The sequence below is a fragment of the Niallia sp. FSL W8-0635 genome, assembly GCF_038007965.1.
In the GTDB taxonomy this organism is placed as follows: Bacteria; Bacillota; Bacilli; order Bacillales; family Cytobacillaceae; genus Niallia.
Map to the genome: position 1 here is coordinate 4,501,767 of NZ_JBBOYD010000001.1, position 19,911 is coordinate 4,521,677.

The window sequence follows — 19,911 nt, forward strand, 5'->3', positions numbered from 1 at the left end:
TCATAAAATGTTAACGTGTGCAAAAAGGAGGAAATAAAGTGGAGAAGCTGTCAAAACAACTACAAACAAATTTATCTTTTTTCCCTGAGAAAGTCATTCAATTTGGAACAGGAAATTTTTTAAGGGGCTTTCTAAATTGGCAATTGCAGCAAATGAATAAGCAACATCTCTTTCATGGTAGTGCCGTTATAGTGAAACCAACTCCCCATCCCTCAAAAGGCGCATGGGAAGAGCAAGATTATTTATATACCGTCATTCTTGAAGGCTTTTATCAAGGAGAAATCATTCATACTAGTGAAATTATTACAACCGTAAATCGATTAATTAATCCCTATGAACAATGGGAAGATTATTTACTCTTAGCAGAAAATGAGGAATTAGCATTCATCATTTCCAATACTACAGAAGCTGGAATCCAATTAGATGAAAAAGACACTTTAGCAGACGCGCCTCCTAATAGCTTTCCTGGTAAATTGACTGCTCTTTTATACAAGCGCTTCCAATTAAAAAAACCTGGATTTACGATTATTCCTTGTGAGTTAATTGATCGAAATGGAGAAAAACTAAAAGAAATTGTTTTACAGTATGCAGATCAATGGAATTTGGAGCCAGATTTTTGTCATTGGGTGCAAACAGAAAATACTTTTTGCTGCAGCTTAGTTGATCGTATTGTTCCTGGCTTTCCACATGACAAAGCAGAAATGCTTAACAAAGAGCATGGTTATATAGATGATCATATGGTTACTACAGAGCCTTACTTACTATGGGTTATTGAAGGACCTCAAGAATTAAAGGAGTCCCTTCCACTTGCAAAAGCAGGATTAAATGTAATTGTTACAGATGATATGACACCATATCGAGAAAGAAAGGTTCATTTATTAAACGGACCTCATACAGCAATGGTACCTCTTGGATTACTTGCTGGTCTTGAGACAGTGGAAGAAGTGATGAAGGATGAAGATTTCGCTGCCTTTGTTGACCAATTAATGCATAAAGAAATTGTTCCATTATTGCCTCTGCCTGCAAAATATTTACAAATTTATGCTAAGTCGATTATTGAACGATTCAAGAATCCTTTTATTCGCCATGAATTAACGTCTATTGCTTTAAATAGTATTTCTAAATATAAGGCAAGATTACTACCTCTTTTGATAAAACACCAACAATTATATAAACATTTACCACCTTATATAACAGCTTCCCTTGCTGCTTTACTTCTAACTTACAGAGGAAGCCAATATAAACCGAAAGATAATCAAGAAGTTCTCGATGCCTTTTCCAAAGCGTGGGAAAAGCCAGAAACCGCTATTTCTACTATCTTAAGTAACGAGCAGATTTGGGATACTGATTTAACAAAAGCCATTCCTGGCCTAGCAGAAGAAGTGAATACTTATATAAATAAACTTAGAAAATATGGAGCACGAGCTGTTTTACAAGAAATCGCTCAAGAGCAACAGCCTCCTTCTCTCTTAAAATTAAACGAGCGAGACAATGTGGCAGTGGCACTGCGCCCAATTGCAGCTTGCGAATCATTAAAAATTGATGGTCTCTCCATTACCGCACAACAAGATATACCACAAGGACACAAAATAGCCTTAACGGATATTCCTACAAAAGCTAATGTCATCAAATACGGTTATCCAATTGGCCATACACTTGTGGACATCACTCCAGGAGATTGGCTCCATACTCATAATGTAAAGACAAATTTAGATGGAGAACTAGAATACACGTACCAGCAAGATATCCATCAAGTCCACTATCCAAAAAAAGAGCTCACCTTCCAAGGATATAGACGCTCTAATGGCAAAGTAGGAATTCGCAATGACTTATATATTGTTCCTACAGTTGGGTGTGTAAACGGCACAGCAGAGTATATGCTAAAAGAATTTGAAGCCCTACATCCTGACTTAGGTACATTTGATAATATTACGATTTTAAAGCATCCATATGGCTGTTCTCAATTGGGAGAAGACCATGAAAACACACGCAGTATATTAATCGATGCAGTAAAGCACCCGAATGCTGGAGGCGTATTAGTTTTTGGTTTAGGATGTGAAAATAACATTGTTGCTGAATTTCGCGAGTTACTAGGAAACTATGATTCAACTAGAGTGAAATTCCTAGTAGCACAAGAGGTTGGTAATGAAATCGATGCAGGATTGGAACTATTGGAAGAAATATACGAAGCTGCAAAAAATGATCATCGAGAAGCTATTCCAATTAGCGAGTTAAATGTCGGCCTAAAATGTGGCGGGTCTGACGGATTCTCTGGTATTACAGCTAATCCGCTATTGGGGGCATTTTCCGACTTCTTAATTGCTCAAGGTGGCAGTACTATTTTAACAGAAGTTCCTGAGATGTTTGGTGCAGAGCAAATGCTAATGGCAAGAGCTGAAAATGAAAAAGTCTTTGAGGATATTGTCCATTTAATTAACGATTTTAAACAGTATTTCCACTCCTATGGGGAGCCTGTCTATGAAAATCCGTCTCCTGGAAATAAGGCAGGTGGGATTACTACTTTAGAAGATAAATCATTAGGCTGTACTCAAAAAGCAGGTACAGCGCCCGTTGTAGATGTTCTGCAGTATGGAGAAAAAATCTCTAAAAAAGGATTGAGCTTATTACAAGCTCCTGGTAATGATTTAGTTGCCTCTTCTGCTCTTGCTGCAGCAGACTGCCACTTAGTTCTCTTTACTACTGGCAGAGGAACACCTTTTGGAAGCTTTGTACCAACCGTAAAAGTAGCAACAAACTCTACTATTTACAACCACAAAAAGCATTGGATGGACTTTAATGCCGGCCCTTTGTTAGAGCAGCCAATGAATGTAATACTCGAAGCCTTTATTGAGAAAGTTATCGCTGTTGCAAGTGGAGAAAAAACACGCAATGAAGCAAATGGGGTTCGAGAGATTGCTATTTTTAAAACGGGTGTTACTTTATAAATTGATAGTTAGGGTTGAAAGACGATCTGTTATCTTTTTTTGCTTGATTGTTAGGATTAATTGATGTGGTGAGGGACACTCTGTTACCTTTTTTGCTCGTTTTCCGGGTTTGCGGGCGCAGAGGCGCTCTCTCTGTTACCTTTTCCACTCGTTTTCCGAGTTTGCGGGCGCAGAGGCGCTCTCTCTGTTACCTTTCCGCTCAAATCTAGCATAAACGAGCTTTGACAAATTTAATTTCATTTAATCTATCAAAAAATAAACATTAATCTATTTTTCCAGCAATACACTAAAACAATAAATTATAACGAAAGAGGGATTTGTATGTTTCTTAATGATAACTTTCTATTAAAAACAGAAATAGCTCAAAAACTTTTTCATGATTATGCCAAAACCATGCCTATTATCGACTATCATTGTCACTTAGACCCTAAAGAAATTTATGAGAACAAAAACTTCAAAAATCTTACAGACGCTTGGTTGGCTGGGGATCATTATAAGTGGAGATTAATGCGTGCAAACGGAATTCCTGAATCTCATATAACAGGTGACGCTTCTGATTATGACAAATTTTTAGCATGGGCACGCACTGTTCCAAAAACGATTGGCAATCCTTTATATGCATGGACTCACTTAGAATTAAAGCGTTTCTTTGGAATTGACTTATTGTTAAACGAAGAAAATGCTCCTCTTATTTGGGACCTAGCAAATGAAAAATTAGCTTCCAGCGAATTTAAAAGACGGAATATTATCATTAACTCCAATGTAAAAGTCGTATGTACGACAGATGATCCAACTGATTCACTTTATTATCACCAACAGTTACAGAAGGAGGAACAACACTTTCAAGTACTCCCTTCCTTCCGTCCTGATAAAGCCTTGAATATTGATCAAAGTGGCTTCATCGAATGGATTGAAAAGCTAGGCATACAATCACAAACACCAATAACATCCTATCAAGATTTAATAGATGCACTTAAAAACCGCGTTTCCTATTTTCATCAAATGGGTGGAAGGTTATCAGATCATGCGCTAGATATATTGACATATGACGAAGCAGATGAGGAAACTCTTGAAGTAATTTTTCAAAAGAGAATTAAGAATGAAACTTTAACGCCACACGAAATTAGTGCATATCGTACAGAAACACTTACTCGGTTAATTGGTTTTTATTATGATCAAGGCTGGACGATGCAACTCCATATCCATGCATATCGGAATACAAATACAGCGATGTTTGAACAATTAGGACCTGATACTGGATATGATGCTGTCAACGATCTTTCTCTTACCATTCCTTTACAGCGTTTGCTAAATCGAGCGGAGAAAGAAGGCAAATTACCTAAAACGATTCTTTATTCCCTTAACCCAAATGATTTCTTTGTCTTAGCTACCTTAATGGGCTCCTTTCAAAAAAATACGCCTGGTAAGCTTCAGTTAGGATCTGGTTGGTGGTATAACGATACACGCGCAGGAATGCGCCATCAATTAACCGTTCTTAGTGATGTCGGGCTACTCTCAACCTTTGTAGGAATGCTAACAGATTCTCGTAGCTTCCTTTCCTATACAAGACATGAATATTTCCGTCGTGTACTTTGTGAGTTTATTGGAGAAATCGTCGAACGAGGTGAAGCACCAGAAGACGAAACATTACTTGGAAGTATAGTAGAAGCTATAAGCTATAATAATGCCCGCCAATACTTCGGATTCGAGCGTTCTCATGCTAAAAATCATACACGATAAGTTTAGTAATGAAACTATAACATCTAATCAGCAAATGACTTTAAGTATTTCTCTCTTAGATGATCATGAGAGACCCTTCATTCTGGTTTTTCCAGGTGGAGGGTACCACCATTTGGCAGAAAAAGAAGGGCAACCTGTTGTAAAATGGCTTCATTCGATCGGTTATCACGCTGGGGTTCTCTATTATCCCATTGGCACGATTGATCATCTAAGTATGGTAAAGGAACTAGATGAGGTTTTTATCCAACTACGCAAGCACGCAAAAAAGTGGCATATAACAGAAAATAAGATAGGAGCATTAGGTTTTTCTGCTGGAGGACATTTAGCTGGTTTAGCCGGCACAAAAATTACGAATCGAGCAAATGCGTTACTCTTATGCTACCCTGTTATTACATTTACAGAGCCATTTAGACACGCTGGAAGTCGAGAGCATTTTTTAGGAAATCCAAAGCCTTCCAAGCACTTAGTAGAAAGTTATTCCATAGAGCATCTCATCGACGAACATACACCTCCAACCTTTATTTGGCACACTGCTGATGATCAATCTGTACCCATTCAAAATACAATCCTTTTAGCTAATAGCCTTGCTCGGCACAACATTCCCTTTGAATATCATGTGTTTCCGTCTGGAAAACATGGATTGGGACTGGCAAAAGAATTTCCTTATGTAGAGCGATGGCTGAGCTTTGCTGAGATATGGTTAAAAAATATCTTCGATCAACAAAAGCTTTTCAAGTAGATGACAGGAGGAAAAGCATGTCTGAAACAAGAACAACTATTTTTCTAGCAGGAGATTCCACAGCAGCAGAAAAACAGACTAATAAACGTCCAGAAACAGGCTGGGGAGAGAAACTTTCATCCTACTTCACAGACGATATTGTTATTCAAAATAGAGCGGTAAATGGCAGAAGCACAAAATCCTTTATAAATGAAGGACTACTTACTGCTATAGAGGAAGCAATCCGACCTGGGGATTATTTATTCATCCAATTTGGTCACAATGACCAAAAAGAAGACCCAGCACGCGGAACCCTCCCTTATGGAGATTATCAAACAAATTTACATACCTTTGTAAATACTGCCTTTAAACATGGTGCTATCCCAGTCTTACTGTCTTCTGTTTCGCGGAGGCATTTTATAAACGATATGATTGATTCTTTTTCTCTTGGTAAGTATCCACAGGCAATGAAGGACTTTGCAGAACATCATAATATAACCTTTTTTGATATTCATAATAGATCAATAGAATTACTTCAATCATTAGGTCCCGTGTTATCAAAAAAGTATTTTCTCCATTTGGAACCCAATGCAGCAAGCAATTACCCAAATGGTATAGAAGATGATACCCATTTTAACGAGCAAGGAGCTGCAGCAATAGCTCACCTGATTGTTAAAGAGATTAAGGAAAGTAACTTATCTTTAAGGCACTTTCTGAAATAAGGATAAAGGAGATAACTCATAATGAATACATTAAATCTTGGTATCCGTGCACATGATTTAGGGCAGCTGGATTTGCAGGAACTGTGTGAGCAATTAAAAAGCTATCAGTTCACCAATATTCAATTTGCCATAAAAAAATCCTTTCCAGAGCTTGTCCCTTCCTTTCAAAGCTTATCACCAGGAATCGCAAGCTTTTTTGGCGATTATTTCGCTAGAAATGGAATCAAAATTAGTACACTAGGCTGCTATGTTAACATTTCAAGCAAGGATATTTCTGTTCGTAAGGAAGCCTTAGAGAACTTTAAAACCCATTTACAGCTTGCCCGTGATTTCCGGGCTAGTATCGTTGGCACAGAAACTGGCAGTGTTGGTAACGGCTATACTCTAGAAAACTTTACAGAAGAAGCTTATCAAATTGCTAGAAGCTCTGTGATCGAGATGGTAGAATACGCTGAACATTTTGGTGCTACAGTAGGAATCGAAGCAGGACTTAATCATCCTCTCTATTCTGTTAAGTTAGCGAGACGCCTTGTAGAGGAAGTACAATCCCCCCATTTAAAAATCATTCTCGATGTTGCAAACTTGATCAATCTTGAAAATATATCAAAACGGGATAAGATTTTAGCGGAAGCAATCGATTTATTGCATGATGATATTGCGATGATTCACTTAAAGGATTTCACCGTCCATAATGGAAAACTCGAAATCGTCCCTGTTGGAAAAGGAATGTTGAATTTCGAACCAATTCTTTCTTATCTAAAACATGATAGACCCTTTCTGCATGCGACTTTAGAAGAAACAAAAGGAGAATCGATTAAACCTGCAATTGATTATATTCAAGAGATATATCACCGACTATAAGGCATAGGTTTAAGGAGTGGGTTAACTTGGATACTTTAGAAAAAATTGTTCAACAAAGCTATGACACTCATCAAAAGAACTCTTTCAAAGTATTAATCCATCTATACAAAGGACATTATATAAAACTATTACTTTCCGCTGTTTTTTATACAATAAAGCATATCCCTGCATGGGTTATGCCCATTGCGATCGCTAATGTTATAAATGCCGCTACCTTAAGAGATGGTGGCGGCATTCGTACCATTTATTTAAACGCTATTATCATGGTAATACTCGTATTACAAAATATACTGACTAATTATTTTCATACGAAATATAACAGCTTGGCCATTCGCAGCGTGGAATCAGGACTTCGTGCTTCTCTTATCAAAAAATTGCAGGAACTATCTATTCCCTTTCAAAAAGAAATGCAGTCTGGACGACTTCAATCAAAAATAATGAGAGATGTAGAAGCTGTTCAAACACTATCCTCCCAAGTGTTTGTCTCTAGCTTAAATATTTTAGTTAACTTGATTGTTGCACTAGGAATCACCTTATATAACAGTCCAACTGTTTTTTTATTTTTTCTTCTGACTGTCCCTATTTCAGCTATTATCATTGTTGCCTTTCGAAAAAAAATAAAGCACTCTAATTCAGAATTCCGCCGAGAAATGGAAGAAACATCCGCTCGGGTCATTGAAATGATTGAATTAGTTCCAATCGCAAGAGCCCATGCATTAGAAAAGCAGGAAGTCACTCGTTTGAACAACCGCTTCCAGCAAATTTTATCAAAAGGCTTTCATTTAGATATGATCCAATCCCTATTTGGGGCAGTGAGTTGGGCTAGCTTTCAAATCTTCCAAATTATTTGTTTAGTATTTACTGGTATTCTAGCATTAAGAGGGACGATTACCCCTGGGGAAGTGGTGATGTATCAAACATACTTTACAACCGTCGTTAACTCTGTTTCTAGTATGATTACTTTGATTCCAACTATTGCAAAGGGAATGGAATCTGTCGAATCAATTGGTGAGGTTCTTACAGCAGGAGAAGTGGAAAAACACGATAATAAGAAAAGGCTGAAAGAAGTAAAGGGACAGTTTTCCATCCAAGATGTTGCATACCGTTATCCAAATGAAAAGAAGGATATTCTCCAAAACTTACATTTAGAAATAAACCAAGGAGAAACGATAGCCTTTGTCGGAGAGTCTGGTTCTGGAAAATCCACCATTCTTCATTTGCTGATTGGCTATATCCAACCAACTAAAGGGAAAATCCTATTAGATGGTCATAACATGTCCTTACTCGATTTACGCTCTTACCGAAATCATTTGGCAGTCGTACCGCAATCAACCATTCTCTTCTCTGGCACTATCAGGGAAAATGTCACATATGGGATACCAAGTGTCTCGGAAGAATGCTTAAAAGAAGTGCTTAAAGCCGCAAACCTTTGGGAAGTCATACAAAAGTTTCCCGACGGTTTAAATACTAAGATAGGCGAACATGGCGATAAGCTCTCAGGTGGTCAAAGACAACGAGTTTCCATAGCTAGAGCCCTAATCCGGAATCCAAAAGTAATTATTCTAGATGAAGCTACCTCTGCCTTAGACAGCCATTCTGAGGCGAAAATTCAAGAAGCTTTATCGGTTTTATGCAAAAATAGAACTACCTTCATTGTAGCGCATCGATTATCGACCATTAAAAACGCAGATAAAATTGCCGTAATTGAAAACGGGAGCTGTACCGAATTTGGAACATATGAAGAATTAATGGATAAAAAAGGGAAGTTTTTTCAATTAAAACAAATGCAAAGCTAATTTAAGGTAGGGGATTCGTTTTCAATGGAGCTCCTACCTTTTTATCGTTTAAAAACCATTCCTCTCTATTTTCAAGGATGTTTTTAAAATTTTTCATCTGGGTAATGTATGGATACGTCTATCCCTTACATAATTCATCATCGCGAACAATTTGAAATATTCTGATAATAATGTATAATAAGGCTGTTCTATTCTTTTTCCAAGAAAAGTGATTGTAAACTATCATACAAGCAAAAGTTATAGCATTCCATAAGGGATAGAACAAATACACTAAAACAAAAGGAGATGACAATCGATTTATATTTCAAACACAAATATAATAATGAAGCTCGTTATTATAAGAGGAGGAGAAAGTAAATACAATGAGTGATCAATTAAACCCTGACAGTAGGAACACAAAAACAAACCAAAAAAACAATTTAAAAATCATTGCAATTATCTCCACATTTGGTGGTCTTCTTTTTGGCTTTGATACTGGTGTAATTAATGGTGCCTTGCCCTTTATGTCTCGACCAGATCAGCTAAACCTCAATGCGGTTACTGAAGGTCTTGTTACTAGCTCTCTGTTATTTGGAGCGGCATTCGGAGCCATGTTCAGTGGGAAACTCGCAGATAGCTATGGACGAAGAAAAGTTATTTTATATTTAGCTGTTATTTTTCTTATTACAACTCTCGGATGTACTTTTGCACCGAATGTCCCCATCATGGTTACTTTCCGCTTCTTACTCGGTATTGCAGTTGGAGGAGCATCAGTAGCTGTCCCTACCTTCTTGGCAGAAATGTCTCCAGCCGAACGACGTGGTCAAATGGTAACCCAAAATGAACTAATGATCGTTACTGGTCAATTGCTTGCTTACATTACAAATGCTATTATTGGTAATACAATGGATGGTGCAGGACACGCTTGGAGATATATGCTTGTCATTGCAACCTTACCTGCCATTGTCTTATGGGTAGGAATGCTTGTTGTACCTGAAAGCCCTAGATGGTATGCATCAAAAGGCAGATTCAAAGACGCATTTCGTGTATTGTTGCATATTAGAAAAGAAAAGCGTGCGAAAACTGAATTGCAGCAAATCAAGAAAGCTATTGAAACAGAAGAACAAGTCAAACAAGCTAGCTTTAAAGACTTAGCAGAGCCTTGGATTAGAAGAATTGTCTTTCTTGGCATTGGAATCGCCATCGTTCAACAGATTACAGGCGTAAATACCATTATGTTTTATGGGACACAAATACTGGAGAGTACAGGATTCTCTACCGAAGTCGCTCTCATTGCCAATATCGCCAATGGTGTTATTTCAGTATTAGCTACCTTCGTAGGAATATGGTTGCTTGGACGTGTAGGAAGAAGACCGATGCTTATTACAGGATTAATTGGCACAACAACTACTTTATTATTAATAGGAACTTTCTCCTTCACCTTAAACGGAACCCCAATTCTTCCATATGCTGTACTTAGCATGACTGTTACCTTTCTCGCTTTCCAACAAGGAGCGATATCTCCAGTTACTTGGCTTATGTTAGCAGAAATATTCCCTTTAAAGCTTCGCGGATTAGGAATGGGCGTTTCCGTATTTTGTCTATGGACAACAAACTTTCTCATTGGTTTAGTTTTCCCGATACTTCTCGATAAAATCGGCTTATCCAATTCATTCTTTCTGTTTGCTGTACTAGGTATATTTGCGATAACGTTTGTTAGCAAATTCTTGCCTGAGACAAAAGGAAAAACATTGGAGCAGCTAGAACAGTATTTCCGAAACTTTGACAAAAAGCCTCGAGATGTCCGGAAAGCTAAAATAGGAGAAAACCAATTCCCATCTTAACGTTTATTAAACATGCAAGACTAGTTTAAAAAGGAGCATTTTTATTAAAGAGTTCCCTCATAAATTGGAGGGAACTTTTTCTATTTTTACATTTTGCACTTTTTTCAGAATATATTTTTCCATTTTATAAAAATAATCATTGGAATTATTGCATTTTATATAGAGGATTATAAAAGTTCAATCACTTTTTCTGTTTTTTACTTTTTCGCGTTGAAGCATTAAAAATAATCGTTGACGCTTATCCAGATTTTACATATAATAAACTCCAAATTCAAGGAGAATGGGGAGTTCAAATGTGAAAGAGTTTTTCAGCAAATTATTAAATGGTATGAGTATCGGAATTGTTGTTTCCTTAATCCCTAATGCACTGCTTGGCGAAATATTAAAGCTCTTTATTCCTTTCTTCCCACCACTTCAACATGTATTAGATATTACTGCATTTATTATGAGCTTATTACCTGTGTTGATTGGTGTAATGGTTGGAATATCATTTAAACTATCCTCTATTCAGACAGCTAGTATTGGCATTGCTGCAATGGTTGGCAGTGGGGTAGTTCAAAAAACAGCAGAAGGATTATTTACTTTAAATGGTATTGGAGTGGTAGTAAACACTGGAATTACCGCTGCACTTGCCGTATTATTTGTTCGCTTTGTTGGCGACCGATTAAAAGCCTATTCTATTCTGCTTTTACCGACCTTAAGTATTTTAATACCAGGAATGGCAGGATATTTATTATTGCCCTTTATGAAATCTACTACAGGATTAATTGGCGTTGCTATCGCCACTATTACGAACTTACAGCCAGTCCTTATGGGAATGATTATTGCAGTAGCATTCTGTTTAATTATTCTTTCTCCTGTTTCTACAGTAGGTGTGGCCACTGTTATATCTCTTTCTGGAATTGGATCAGGGGCAGCAAATCTTGGTATTGTAGCTGCAGGGATTGGATTAGCGATTGCCAGCTATAAGGCAAATTCTTTAGGAACTGCCTTAGCACATGTGCTTGGATCTCCTAAAATTCAAATGGGGAATTTCTTTATGAAACCGAAGATTGTTATTCCAATGATTATTACCGCTGCTGTATTAGGTGGATTAGCCGGATTCTTAAATATTCAAGGAACACCCTATAGCGCAGGCTTTGGATTATCAGGCTTAGTTGGTCCAATGAACTTTATGCGTCTAGCAGATGGTGGATGGAGCAGTAAAAATATCGCTATTATGATTTCTACCTTTTTAATTATTCCGTTTCTTTTAAATGTGTTCTTCCTTTACATTTTTTCAAAAAAATTAAAAATAATTAAGTCAGAAGATTATAAATTAAATTTCGATTGATTTTTACTCACCGCAGCAAAATATAAAAATGTAATATTACTTCGTTTGTCGATAATCGAAAGGAGACCAAATTTAACAATGGTCTCCTTTTTTCTACTTTGCTACTGCAATAATGCCCTCTTCATCATCTAATACTAATTTCAAGCCAATATATGGATCCATTTTTAAATACTCATCTAACCATAAGCGCAGTGCTTCAATCATATTTTGTGTGATTAGTACTTGTTTACGGTCATGGACATAGGCTTCAGCAGAAAAGCCATAGTCATCGTCGTACATTAACTCAACTTCTACTTCTTCTGGCCTAACTTGTTTCTTACGCGCCACATAGACACATATTGCATTAATAATATCCTGTTCTGGGATAATTAATTTCTCCAATTATTAGCTTCCTCTCTTTTCTTATTTCGGTAGAAAGTGAATAATCTCTTGATTAAATTAAATATCACTACAATTGCAATTATATTAATTAATAGCCCTAATATAGACCCAAACGCTCCCATATTGGCAAAAAGACTACCAAAGAGTAAACCCGCAAGCCCACCGACCATTAATCCTCTCATTAGTCCTCCACCTGAGAAGAAACCACCTGATTTATTCGTGTTAGTGGATTGATTAGATTTTGTCGTATCATTTGTATTATTTTTCTTTTGGAAAAAAGAATTTGTGTTAGTATTCGTATTATTGTTATTAAAACTTCTCTTCCCTGATTTATAAGACTTTGCCTCTACTGTTGTCACCGTGTCTTGAAATACAATACTTACTGGGGATAATACCAAACCTAATGTGAGAATTGCGGATAAAATTTTCTTCATTTTCTATTCCTCCTGAATTATTGTTTATTCTTAAGATTATACTTAGACTCTTATGTTCTTCTAGCTCCCTTTAGTATTTACTAGAAAAAATAAAAAGCCCTACCATTAATTTGGTAAAGGCTTGAAAAATCGATCTATTTATCCCTTTACCAAAGAACGGCAAAGGTCTCGCAAACAACATTTAGTTGCCAGTTAAGCCGGCGATTTAATCGCGTATTGACGACGTAACTGTAAGCTACTCCCCTTTGGAGTATGCAATTTTTAAGTATAAATACATTCTAATATAAATAACATTCCTAGTCAACTTATAGGATGAAAGCCTCTTCAATAGAATATAAATGAACAGGCTATTTTCTTTCCTGTTATATAATTTGTAATTATTACCATTCATATCCAATGTTTACAATTGGTGAATAAGATTAACTTTTTTTCATAACCTATATGCATATTCCAAATTTAGTAAGTAGGTATACAAATGAACGAAACAATAACCTTTCCAAAAGCAAAATACAGTACAGCCGGTATTACCTATATTATGTATCACAAACCCTGTGTTGTCGCTTGGTGGTCTGCTGTATTTCCCGGGTTTGGACATTATCTGCTTAATCAATATGCACGAGGAACATTACTGACAATTTTAGAAGTGATCATTAATACAGGTGCACATATTAACGAAGCAATGATTTTTTCCTTTTGCGGGGAAGTTGAGCTAGCTAAATCTGTAATCAATTTAGATTGGATGATTGGCTATATCGCCATTTATCTAGTAACAATAGGGGATAGCTATCGTTCGGCAAACCAATTTAATAAACTGGTTGATTTATCTACTCCCCATTTATCGAATGCAAAGATATTTCCATCAGAAATACAATACTTACAAATGAGAAATCCTTTGATTAGCGCTTTATACTCTCTCCTATTTCCTGGATTAGGGCAGCTATATAATCATAGATTATTTTTAGGATTTTACGCTATTTTTTGGTGGTGGACGTATATTTTACTTTCACATGCACATAGGGCACTAACATTAATGATGCTTGGCGAATTTGCTTCTTCCAATACCATGTTAGTCCCACATTGGTTGTTATTTATGCCCTCCGTTCTTGGCGGGTCCGTTTACCATGCATATATTACTTGCGTTCACCATAATATTCTTGTTCAAGAATCACAAGAAGAACGCTTAATTAATCGATATGCTGGTTCTAAATTTAGTTTACGAGGTACAAAAGGATGATCATAGTCGGAACTTTTCAGCCATCCATTGAAATCGAACATGCACTTGCAGAAATTGAACAATATGGAATTCCTCCAGAAGAGATGATGGTTCTTTATATGAATGAATTCCCACCTATACGTAATAAAAAAAAATTAACAATTGATATCCATGTTTCTTCCTTTGAAATTGGAATTGCATTTGCGACAGGGTTATCAGTCATAGGCGCAAGCATTGGCTTTAAATTAATTTTAGGACCCATTTTCAGCGGCCTTCTTGCTGCCTTTATCGGTTTTGCCTTCGGATATAGTATCTATTATTTTTCCCATCGAAAGAAAAATAACTCCATGCATAAAAGCTTACCAGAAATTATTTTAATCATCCAAAGCCCAAAAGAATTTGCTCCATCCATTAAACAAATACTCTGGAAGCATAAAGCAAAGAGTGTTGGCATGAGAAAAAGAATGTAACTAGCCGAATACTAACAAAAGCCAAAAATCTTATGGAGAATAGGTTTTAGGCTTTTGTTAGTATTCGTTTTTTTCTATTCTACAATCCTTTTAAACGAATCATCTAAAACTTTTTAGAAAATTTAGATATATTATACATACAATAAACAAATGAACATGTTAATATATTGGCAAGACATACTAATGTGAGGAAAGTTCACATTATTTTTCATTTGCAAGGGGGAGGAAATCACCAATATGAGCTTAGAAGCCTTAAATAACCGAGTACAAACAGATCTTGCTTACCTTAATTATGGGGGACCAAATTGGGTTCGTCCAAAAATTCATTCAGAGGGACATGTTTTCGATGTTGTCATCGTTGGTGGAGGACAATCTGGATTAGGAATTGCATTCGGACTTTTACGAGAAAGAGTTTCAAACATTCTTGTAATCGATGAAAACAAGGAAGGTCTTGAAGGACCGTGGGAAACCTATGCACGTATGGTCACCTTACGCACTCCTAAACATTTAACCTCCATCGATCTTGGAATCCCTTCTCTTACATTTCGTTCTTGGTGGGAAGCACAATTTGGTGTGGAAGGATGGGAGAAAGTCGATAAAATTCCACGTGGCGATTGGATGAATTATCTAAGATGGTATAGAGAAATCCTTCAATTACCTGTTCATAATGAAGTAAAACTTACTTTAATTGAACCATTAGAAAAAGGATTACATCGTCTTCATACTCAAAAAAAAGGCGCTATCTCTTCTTCTATACTAGCTCGAAAGGTAATTCTTGCAACCGGCATCCAAGGAGGAGGAGAGTGGCATGTCCCACCAATGATTTCCAATAACCTCCCCTCTTATTTATATGCTCATACCTCCGCGCCAATTAATTTTAATTCCTTACAAGGGAAAAAAGTAGCTATTCTAGGGGGTGGGGCATCAGCTTTTGATAATGCTAATTTTGCTTTATCAAAAGGGATATCTGAAGCACATGTGTTTGTTCGTCGCAAAAAAATGCAGCGCATTAATCCAATTAGACAAATGGAAGTGTCTGGAATGATTGAACATTTCCCTGCTTTATCAGATGAAGATAAATATGCAGGCATTGCCCACTTCTTTCAGCATAATCAACCACCTACGAACGATACTTTTAACCGAGCATCTTCCTGGTCAGGATTTCATCTTCACCTTGACTCACCGTGGGTAAAAGTCGCAGAAAAAGGAGATAAAGCAGAAATAACTACTCCAAAAGGGACCTATCTCTTTGATTTCTTATTCATTAGCACAGGGTTAATGACAGACCCTAAACTACGTCCAGAATTACGCTTAATTGAAAGGCATATTGCCCGTTGGAAAGACCGATATGATGCCCCAGAAGAAATAGCTTCTCCAACGCTTGATGCACATCCTTATTTAAGCCTTGGTTTTTCTTTTATTAGCAGAGACAAAAAAGGTGAAGCGTTGCTCCATGGCATATACTCTTTTAATTATGCTGCTTTAATTAGCTGTGGATTATCGGCATCGGCGCTATCTGGAATGAGATATGGTATACCTCGCATTGTTTCAGCTGTAACCGATGAATTATTTGTGGACGATAAAGAGGCTAACTTAAAAGACTTTTTCGAATACGATGTGGAAGAGTTCACTGGCGAATGGCCTGTTAATCAAGAAGACCCTTCAGAAATAGTTTAATAGAAAAGGCTAAAACTGATTTGTATACAGTCTTAGCCTTTTTTTTGCATGTTTTAAATAAGATAAGTTGGGTATAAATAACAATATTGATTATTAATTGATACATATTATCATTTGGGAGGTATGGAAGTGGAAAATAAAAAAACGGAGCAATTAAAGAAATACACCATTGATAATGAACAAAAAGCTGGCTTAACGACCAACCAAGGATTAAAAATGGCAGAGGATGAGTTCTCATTAAAAGCCGGCTTACGAGGACCTACTCTAATGGAGGACTTTCACTTTAGGGAAAAAATGACTCATTTTGACCATGAAAGAATTCCTGAGCGAATAGTTCATGCACGTGGAGTAGGAGCTCATGGTGTTTTTCAATTATACGAATCCCTTGAACAATACACCAAAGCAGATTTCCTAAATGATACAAGTAAAACCACGCCTGTTTTCGTCCGATTTTCTACGGTTCAGGGCTCTAGAGGTTCTAGTGATACAGTTCGAGATGTGCGCGGGTTTGCTGTTAAGTTTTATACCGATGAAGGTAATTATGATTTAGTTGGGAATAATATTCCTATATTCTTCATCCAAGATGCAATTAAATTTCCTGATTTTGTTCACGCAGTAAAGCCTGAGCCTCATAATGAAATTCCACAAGGAGCTAGTGCGCATGATACCTTTTGGGATTTCGCTGGGCAAAATCATGAAATAGCTCATATGCTTATGTGGGTGATGAGTGATCGGGCAATCCCCCGCAGCCTCCGTATGATGGAGGGCTTTGGTGTGCACACCTTCCGCCTTATTAATAAAGAAGGAAAGGCTCATTTTGTTAAGTTTCATTGGAAACCAAAGCTCGGCATTCATTCACAGGTTTGGGATGAAGCACAAAAGTCAGCAGGAAAAAATCCTGACTTCCATCGCCAAGATTTATATGAAGCAATTGAAAAAGGTGATTACCCAGAATGGGAATTAGGCTTACAAATCATTCCTGAAGAAGACGAATTTGCATTTGATTTTGACATCTTAGATCCTACTAAAATATGGCCAGAAGAAGCGGTTCCTGTCAAAATTGTTGGAAAGATGACCTTAAATAAAAATGTTGATAATTTCTTTGCGGAAACAGAGCAAGTCGCATTTCATCCTGGACATGTAGTCCCGGGAATAGACTTTTCCAACGATCCATTACTACAGGGGCGTCTATTCTCCTATACCGATACACAATTATCCAGACTTGGCGGACCTAACTTCCACCAAATTCCGATTAATAAGCCAGTATGTCCTTTTCACAATAATCAAAGAGATGGCATGCATCAAATGGCCATTCATCACGGACAAACAAGCTACCATAATAATACTTTAAATAATAATCAGCCAGAACCAGTACCTGTTGAACAAGGCGGTTATGAGCATTATCAGGAAAAGGTTGATGGCAAAAAAATAAGAGGCCGAAGTGAAAGCTTCCTTGATTTCTATTCCCAAGCAAAATTATTCTATAATAGCTTAGCTCCATTTGAACAACAGCATGTGAAAAATGCATTTAGTTTTGAGCTAGGAAAGTGCAAGTCAGAGACTGTAAAAAATAATGCGGTAGAACTTCTCAACCGAATTGATCGCAGCATTGCTGAAGAAGTAGCCAAAAACATTGGAGCTGTATTGCCTAAAGAAAACCTTGAGGTAAATTCAACGAAAAAGTCTCCTGCATTAAGCATGGCGAATACCGTAAAAAAACCAGACACTCGCTCTGTTGCTATCCTTTTAAACGGAGAACCTGATAAAGCACAATTACTTCAATGGGTTCAAACATTAGCAGCAAATAAAGTCAATTTCAGCATCGTTGATAAATCATTGCATACGATAGATGGAGAGTTGAAGGTGACCGATACGTATGATACAGCGGATGCCAGCCTTTTTGACGCTGCTCTGCTTATTAGCACCAACGGCAAAATCGAGACTAAAGCCATTGAATTTATTGAAATGACTTTTAATCACTATAAACCCTTAGGGATTTCTGTAAGTGACTATGCAGTATTAAATAAAAGCCGTGTGCCAATTAACGAGGCAGGTATATTCGATTTTGCAAAGGATACCATGGACGATTTTGTTACTGGTATAGCAGAAGCTCGATTTTGGAATAGAGCCGTATAAAAGAAAAGGATTTGCTTATATCCCTCCGATATGAGCAAATCTTTTTTTCCCCTTTAACACCTTCATTTATATTCTTCATGGAAGAATGAAAAAAAGACGACAATTTATGATTTTATCCGCCCATAGTAACTGTTCTCTATACTTAGAAAAATACGGGCTATTATACATATGACGTCTTTTTATCTTTTCATCAAAAAATAAAATAGGATTAAATTTTTCTTCATATAAATCTAAAACCTGTATATCCTTTATAGAACTGTTTTCCTTACTACCATTTACCACCCTATTTAGAAATGCTCCATTTAAACTTTTCTGATTCGGATGTGTAAAAACGACCAATAGGTTCATATGAATTCCCCTCCACATAGTTATCAAATGATAATTGTTTATTGATAATTTTTTATGCTATCTTACCTATGAGGTGATTCATTTTGAATGAAAAACAATTTTTCCAGAACTTTATTACATTTACTGCTTCTGTACATCAACTTAAGCATGCATTAACAAATGATTTAAGACCAAGGGATTTAACTCCCATTCAATACAGTATGCTTGAATATATTTCTGTAAATCAGCCAGTAATTCCAAGCGATATAAGTGAATGTCAGCAAATATCCATGCCCAATACAAGCAGGGAGATAAAAAAGTTACTGGAGAAAAACTTAATTACTAAATATGCAGATGAAAAAGATCGTAGAAAACAATATATCGTCCTTACCAAAGAAGGAAAAGAGATTATGGATTCCATATTTTATGATATTGAATATAAATTAAAAGAAAGACTAAACATTCTTGAAGAAGATGAACTGCTTGAACTCAACAACGCCATGGATTTATTACAGAAAAAATTATTTTTTTCAAAATAAAACAAGAGGTGAATAATAATGTACCATTCCTCTCCCGCATCTTATACACATCTTCCAACAAAAAGGAATTTAACGGTATATGGAAATAGCACACTGTCAATTGAACCAAATGTTTGCAAAATTATGCTTGGCATCAACACAGAATCGAAAAATGTAACAACAGCCCAACAAGAAAATGCTAGCATCCATCAACAAGTCGTTACAGCTATCCTAGGCTTGGGCATCCCTTCTGCTAATATCCAAACGGTTGACTATACTATTTTCCCCCTGTATGACTATGTAGAGAATAAGCAAATCTTTAAAAGCTACAAAGTAACCCATTTGCTCTCTATTATCGTCGAAACAATTCAATATGCAGGAACAGTTATTGATACAGCTGTGCAAAATGGGGCAAATCAAGTTACCAGCATACAATTTGATGTGCAGGACCGTGCAGATTATTATGAACAAGCACTTCAAAAGGCTGTGATAAATGCTCTTTCTAAGGCAAATGCCATTGCAAAAACGTTACATATAACGATAGATCCCATTCCACTTAAGATAGTAGAGATTCCAACAGGCTCTGCCCCTCCTATCCCACTAACCAAGATGTCTATTGGAGAGGTAGGAGGTATTTCTACTAGTTTGGAAGCTGGACAGTTAATAATTGAAGCAAGGGTGGAACTTAAATTTTCCTATTAATTCCAAACTATTTTAATAAGAGAACGTCTTATTTTTCTTTTATATAAGGCGTTCTTTCGCTTTCCCTCAACCTTTTTAACTTATAGCCAACTCCTTTTAAATGATAACGCTTCAA

17 protein-coding genes and 1 pseudogene are annotated in these 19,911 nt (G+C 36.7%); 15 read left to right on the plus strand and 3 right to left on the minus strand.

Going from position 1 to position 19,911, the window contains the following annotated elements; genetic code table 11:
• Positions 1-38 precede the first annotated feature (38 nt).
• From NYE52_RS21460 to NYE52_RS21500, 9 genes and pseudogenes are all read left to right on the plus strand, one after another.
• A pseudogene (locus NYE52_RS21460) lies at positions 39-1,430 on the plus strand (tagaturonate reductase); the annotation flags it as partial.
• Positions 1,431-1,439: 9 nt separating this feature from the next.
• On the plus strand, positions 1,440-2,945 hold the full coding sequence (locus tag NYE52_RS21465) for a UxaA family hydrolase (protein WP_445669157.1): 1,506 nt from the start codon (positions 1,440-1,442) through the stop codon (positions 2,943-2,945).
• A gap of 321 nt (positions 2,946-3,266) precedes the next feature.
• Complete coding sequence (gene uxaC / locus NYE52_RS21470) at positions 3,267-4,685, plus strand: glucuronate isomerase (RefSeq protein WP_341194940.1); 1,419 nt, start codon at positions 3,267-3,269, stop codon at positions 4,683-4,685.
• A gap of 34 nt (positions 4,686-4,719) precedes the next feature.
• Positions 4,720-5,424 (plus strand): alpha/beta hydrolase, encoded by a 705-nt coding sequence (locus NYE52_RS21475; RefSeq protein ID WP_341195268.1) that lies wholly within the window; start codon positions 4,720-4,722, stop codon positions 5,422-5,424.
• 17 nt (positions 5,425-5,441) lie between these two features.
• Positions 5,442-6,125, plus strand: coding sequence for a rhamnogalacturonan acetylesterase (locus NYE52_RS21480; RefSeq protein WP_341194941.1), 684 nt, complete (start codon positions 5,442-5,444; stop codon positions 6,123-6,125).
• Positions 6,126-6,146: 21 nt separating this feature from the next.
• Complete coding sequence (locus tag NYE52_RS21485) at positions 6,147-6,986, plus strand: sugar phosphate isomerase/epimerase family protein (protein WP_341194942.1); 840 nt, start codon at positions 6,147-6,149, stop codon at positions 6,984-6,986.
• Between the two features lie 26 nt (positions 6,987-7,012).
• Positions 7,013-8,782 (plus strand): ABC transporter ATP-binding protein, encoded by a 1,770-nt coding sequence (locus tag NYE52_RS21490; RefSeq protein ID WP_341194943.1) that lies wholly within the window; start codon positions 7,013-7,015, stop codon positions 8,780-8,782.
• Between the two features lie 362 nt (positions 8,783-9,144).
• Positions 9,145-10,605, plus strand: a complete 1,461-nt coding sequence (locus NYE52_RS21495; protein WP_341194944.1) for a sugar porter family MFS transporter — start codon at positions 9,145-9,147, stop codon at positions 10,603-10,605.
• A 295-nt stretch (positions 10,606-10,900) separates the two neighbouring features.
• Positions 10,901-11,938, plus strand: a complete 1,038-nt coding sequence (locus tag NYE52_RS21500; RefSeq protein ID WP_341195269.1) for a PTS transporter subunit IIC — start codon at positions 10,901-10,903, stop codon at positions 11,936-11,938.
• Positions 11,939-12,031: 93 nt separating this feature from the next.
• Here NYE52_RS21500 and NYE52_RS21505 read toward each other — a convergent pair whose 3' ends face one another.
• Both NYE52_RS21505 and NYE52_RS21510 read right to left on the minus strand, forming a co-directional pair.
• A complete protein-coding gene (locus tag NYE52_RS21505; RefSeq protein WP_341194945.1) occupies positions 12,032-12,319 on the minus strand; it encodes a YxcD family protein in 288 nt (95 codons plus the stop codon).
• Positions 12,307-12,753, minus strand: a complete 447-nt coding sequence (locus tag NYE52_RS21510) for a hypothetical protein (RefSeq protein ID WP_341194946.1) — start codon at positions 12,751-12,753, stop codon at positions 12,307-12,309. The genes NYE52_RS21505 and NYE52_RS21510 overlap by 13 nt, the downstream gene beginning before the upstream one ends.
• A 475-nt stretch (positions 12,754-13,228) precedes the next feature.
• Here NYE52_RS21510 and NYE52_RS21515 point away from each other — a divergent pair, with 475 nt between their 5' ends.
• The 4 genes from NYE52_RS21515 to NYE52_RS21530 all read left to right on the plus strand — a co-directional run bounded on the left by NYE52_RS21515 (position 13,229) and on the right by NYE52_RS21530 (position 18,249).
• Positions 13,229-13,987: a hypothetical protein gene (locus tag NYE52_RS21515; RefSeq protein ID WP_048717748.1), complete on the plus strand. Its 759-nt coding sequence runs from the start codon at positions 13,229-13,231 to the stop codon at positions 13,985-13,987.
• Positions 13,984-14,436, plus strand: coding sequence for a hypothetical protein (locus tag NYE52_RS21520; protein ID WP_048717747.1), 453 nt, complete (start codon positions 13,984-13,986; stop codon positions 14,434-14,436). The genes NYE52_RS21515 and NYE52_RS21520 overlap by 4 nt, the downstream gene beginning before the upstream one ends.
• Before the next feature lie 237 nt (positions 14,437-14,673).
• Positions 14,674-16,113 carry an NAD(P)-binding domain-containing protein gene (locus NYE52_RS21525; RefSeq protein ID WP_048717746.1) on the plus strand — a complete coding sequence of 480 codons (1,440 nt, stop codon included), beginning with the start codon at positions 14,674-14,676 and terminating at the stop codon, positions 16,111-16,113.
• Between the two features lie 123 nt (positions 16,114-16,236).
• On the plus strand, positions 16,237-18,249 hold the full coding sequence (locus NYE52_RS21530; protein WP_341194947.1) for a catalase: 2,013 nt from the start codon (positions 16,237-16,239) through the stop codon (positions 18,247-18,249).
• 75 nt (positions 18,250-18,324) lie between these two features.
• Here the strand turns inward: NYE52_RS21530 and NYE52_RS21535 are convergent, their stop codons facing one another.
• Entirely contained in the window at positions 18,325-18,597 is a 273-nt protein-coding gene (locus NYE52_RS21535) for an NAD(P)H-dependent oxidoreductase (RefSeq protein ID WP_341194948.1), read from the minus strand.
• Between the two features lie 83 nt (positions 18,598-18,680).
• On the opposite strand from NYE52_RS21535, the gene NYE52_RS21540 reads away from it, so the two are divergent.
• Both NYE52_RS21540 and NYE52_RS21545 read left to right on the plus strand, forming a co-directional pair.
• Positions 18,681-19,115, plus strand: a complete 435-nt coding sequence (locus tag NYE52_RS21540; protein WP_341194949.1) for a MarR family winged helix-turn-helix transcriptional regulator — start codon at positions 18,681-18,683, stop codon at positions 19,113-19,115.
• An 18-nt stretch (positions 19,116-19,133) separates the two neighbouring features.
• A complete protein-coding gene (locus tag NYE52_RS21545) occupies positions 19,134-19,796 on the plus strand; it encodes an SIMPL domain-containing protein (protein WP_341194950.1) in 663 nt (220 codons plus the stop codon).
• Positions 19,797-19,911 lie beyond the last annotated feature (115 nt).

Excerpts from the sequence above, each read along its gene's own strand:
- uxaC (WP_341194940.1), top strand. The coding sequence starts at position 3,267 with ATGTTTCTTAATGATAACTTTCTATTAAAAACAGAAATAGCTCAAAAA.
- NYE52_RS21475 (WP_341195268.1), top strand. The coding sequence starts at position 4,720 with ATGACTTTAAGTATTTCTCTCTTAGATGATCATGAGAGACCCTTCATT.
- NYE52_RS21480 (WP_341194941.1), top strand. The coding sequence starts at position 5,442 with ATGTCTGAAACAAGAACAACTATTTTTCTAGCAGGAGATTCCACAGCA.
- NYE52_RS21485 (WP_341194942.1), top strand. The coding sequence starts at position 6,147 with ATGAATACATTAAATCTTGGTATCCGTGCACATGATTTAGGGCAGCTG.
- NYE52_RS21495 (WP_341194944.1), top strand. The coding sequence starts at position 9,145 with ATGAGTGATCAATTAAACCCTGACAGTAGGAACACAAAAACAAACCAA.
- NYE52_RS21510 (WP_341194946.1), bottom strand. The coding sequence starts at position 12,753 with ATGAAGAAAATTTTATCCGCAATTCTCACATTAGGTTTGGTATTATCC.
- NYE52_RS21515 (WP_048717748.1), top strand. The coding sequence starts at position 13,229 with ATGAACGAAACAATAACCTTTCCAAAAGCAAAATACAGTACAGCCGGT.
- NYE52_RS21520 (WP_048717747.1), top strand. The coding sequence starts at position 13,984 with ATGATCATAGTCGGAACTTTTCAGCCATCCATTGAAATCGAACATGCA.
- NYE52_RS21525 (WP_048717746.1), top strand. The coding sequence starts at position 14,674 with ATGAGCTTAGAAGCCTTAAATAACCGAGTACAAACAGATCTTGCTTAC.
- NYE52_RS21530 (WP_341194947.1), top strand. The coding sequence starts at position 16,237 with ATGGAAGTGGAAAATAAAAAAACGGAGCAATTAAAGAAATACACCATT.
- NYE52_RS21535 (WP_341194948.1), bottom strand. The coding sequence starts at position 18,597 with ATGAACCTATTGGTCGTTTTTACACATCCGAATCAGAAAAGTTTAAAT.
- NYE52_RS21545 (WP_341194950.1), top strand. The coding sequence starts at position 19,134 with ATGTACCATTCCTCTCCCGCATCTTATACACATCTTCCAACAAAAAGG.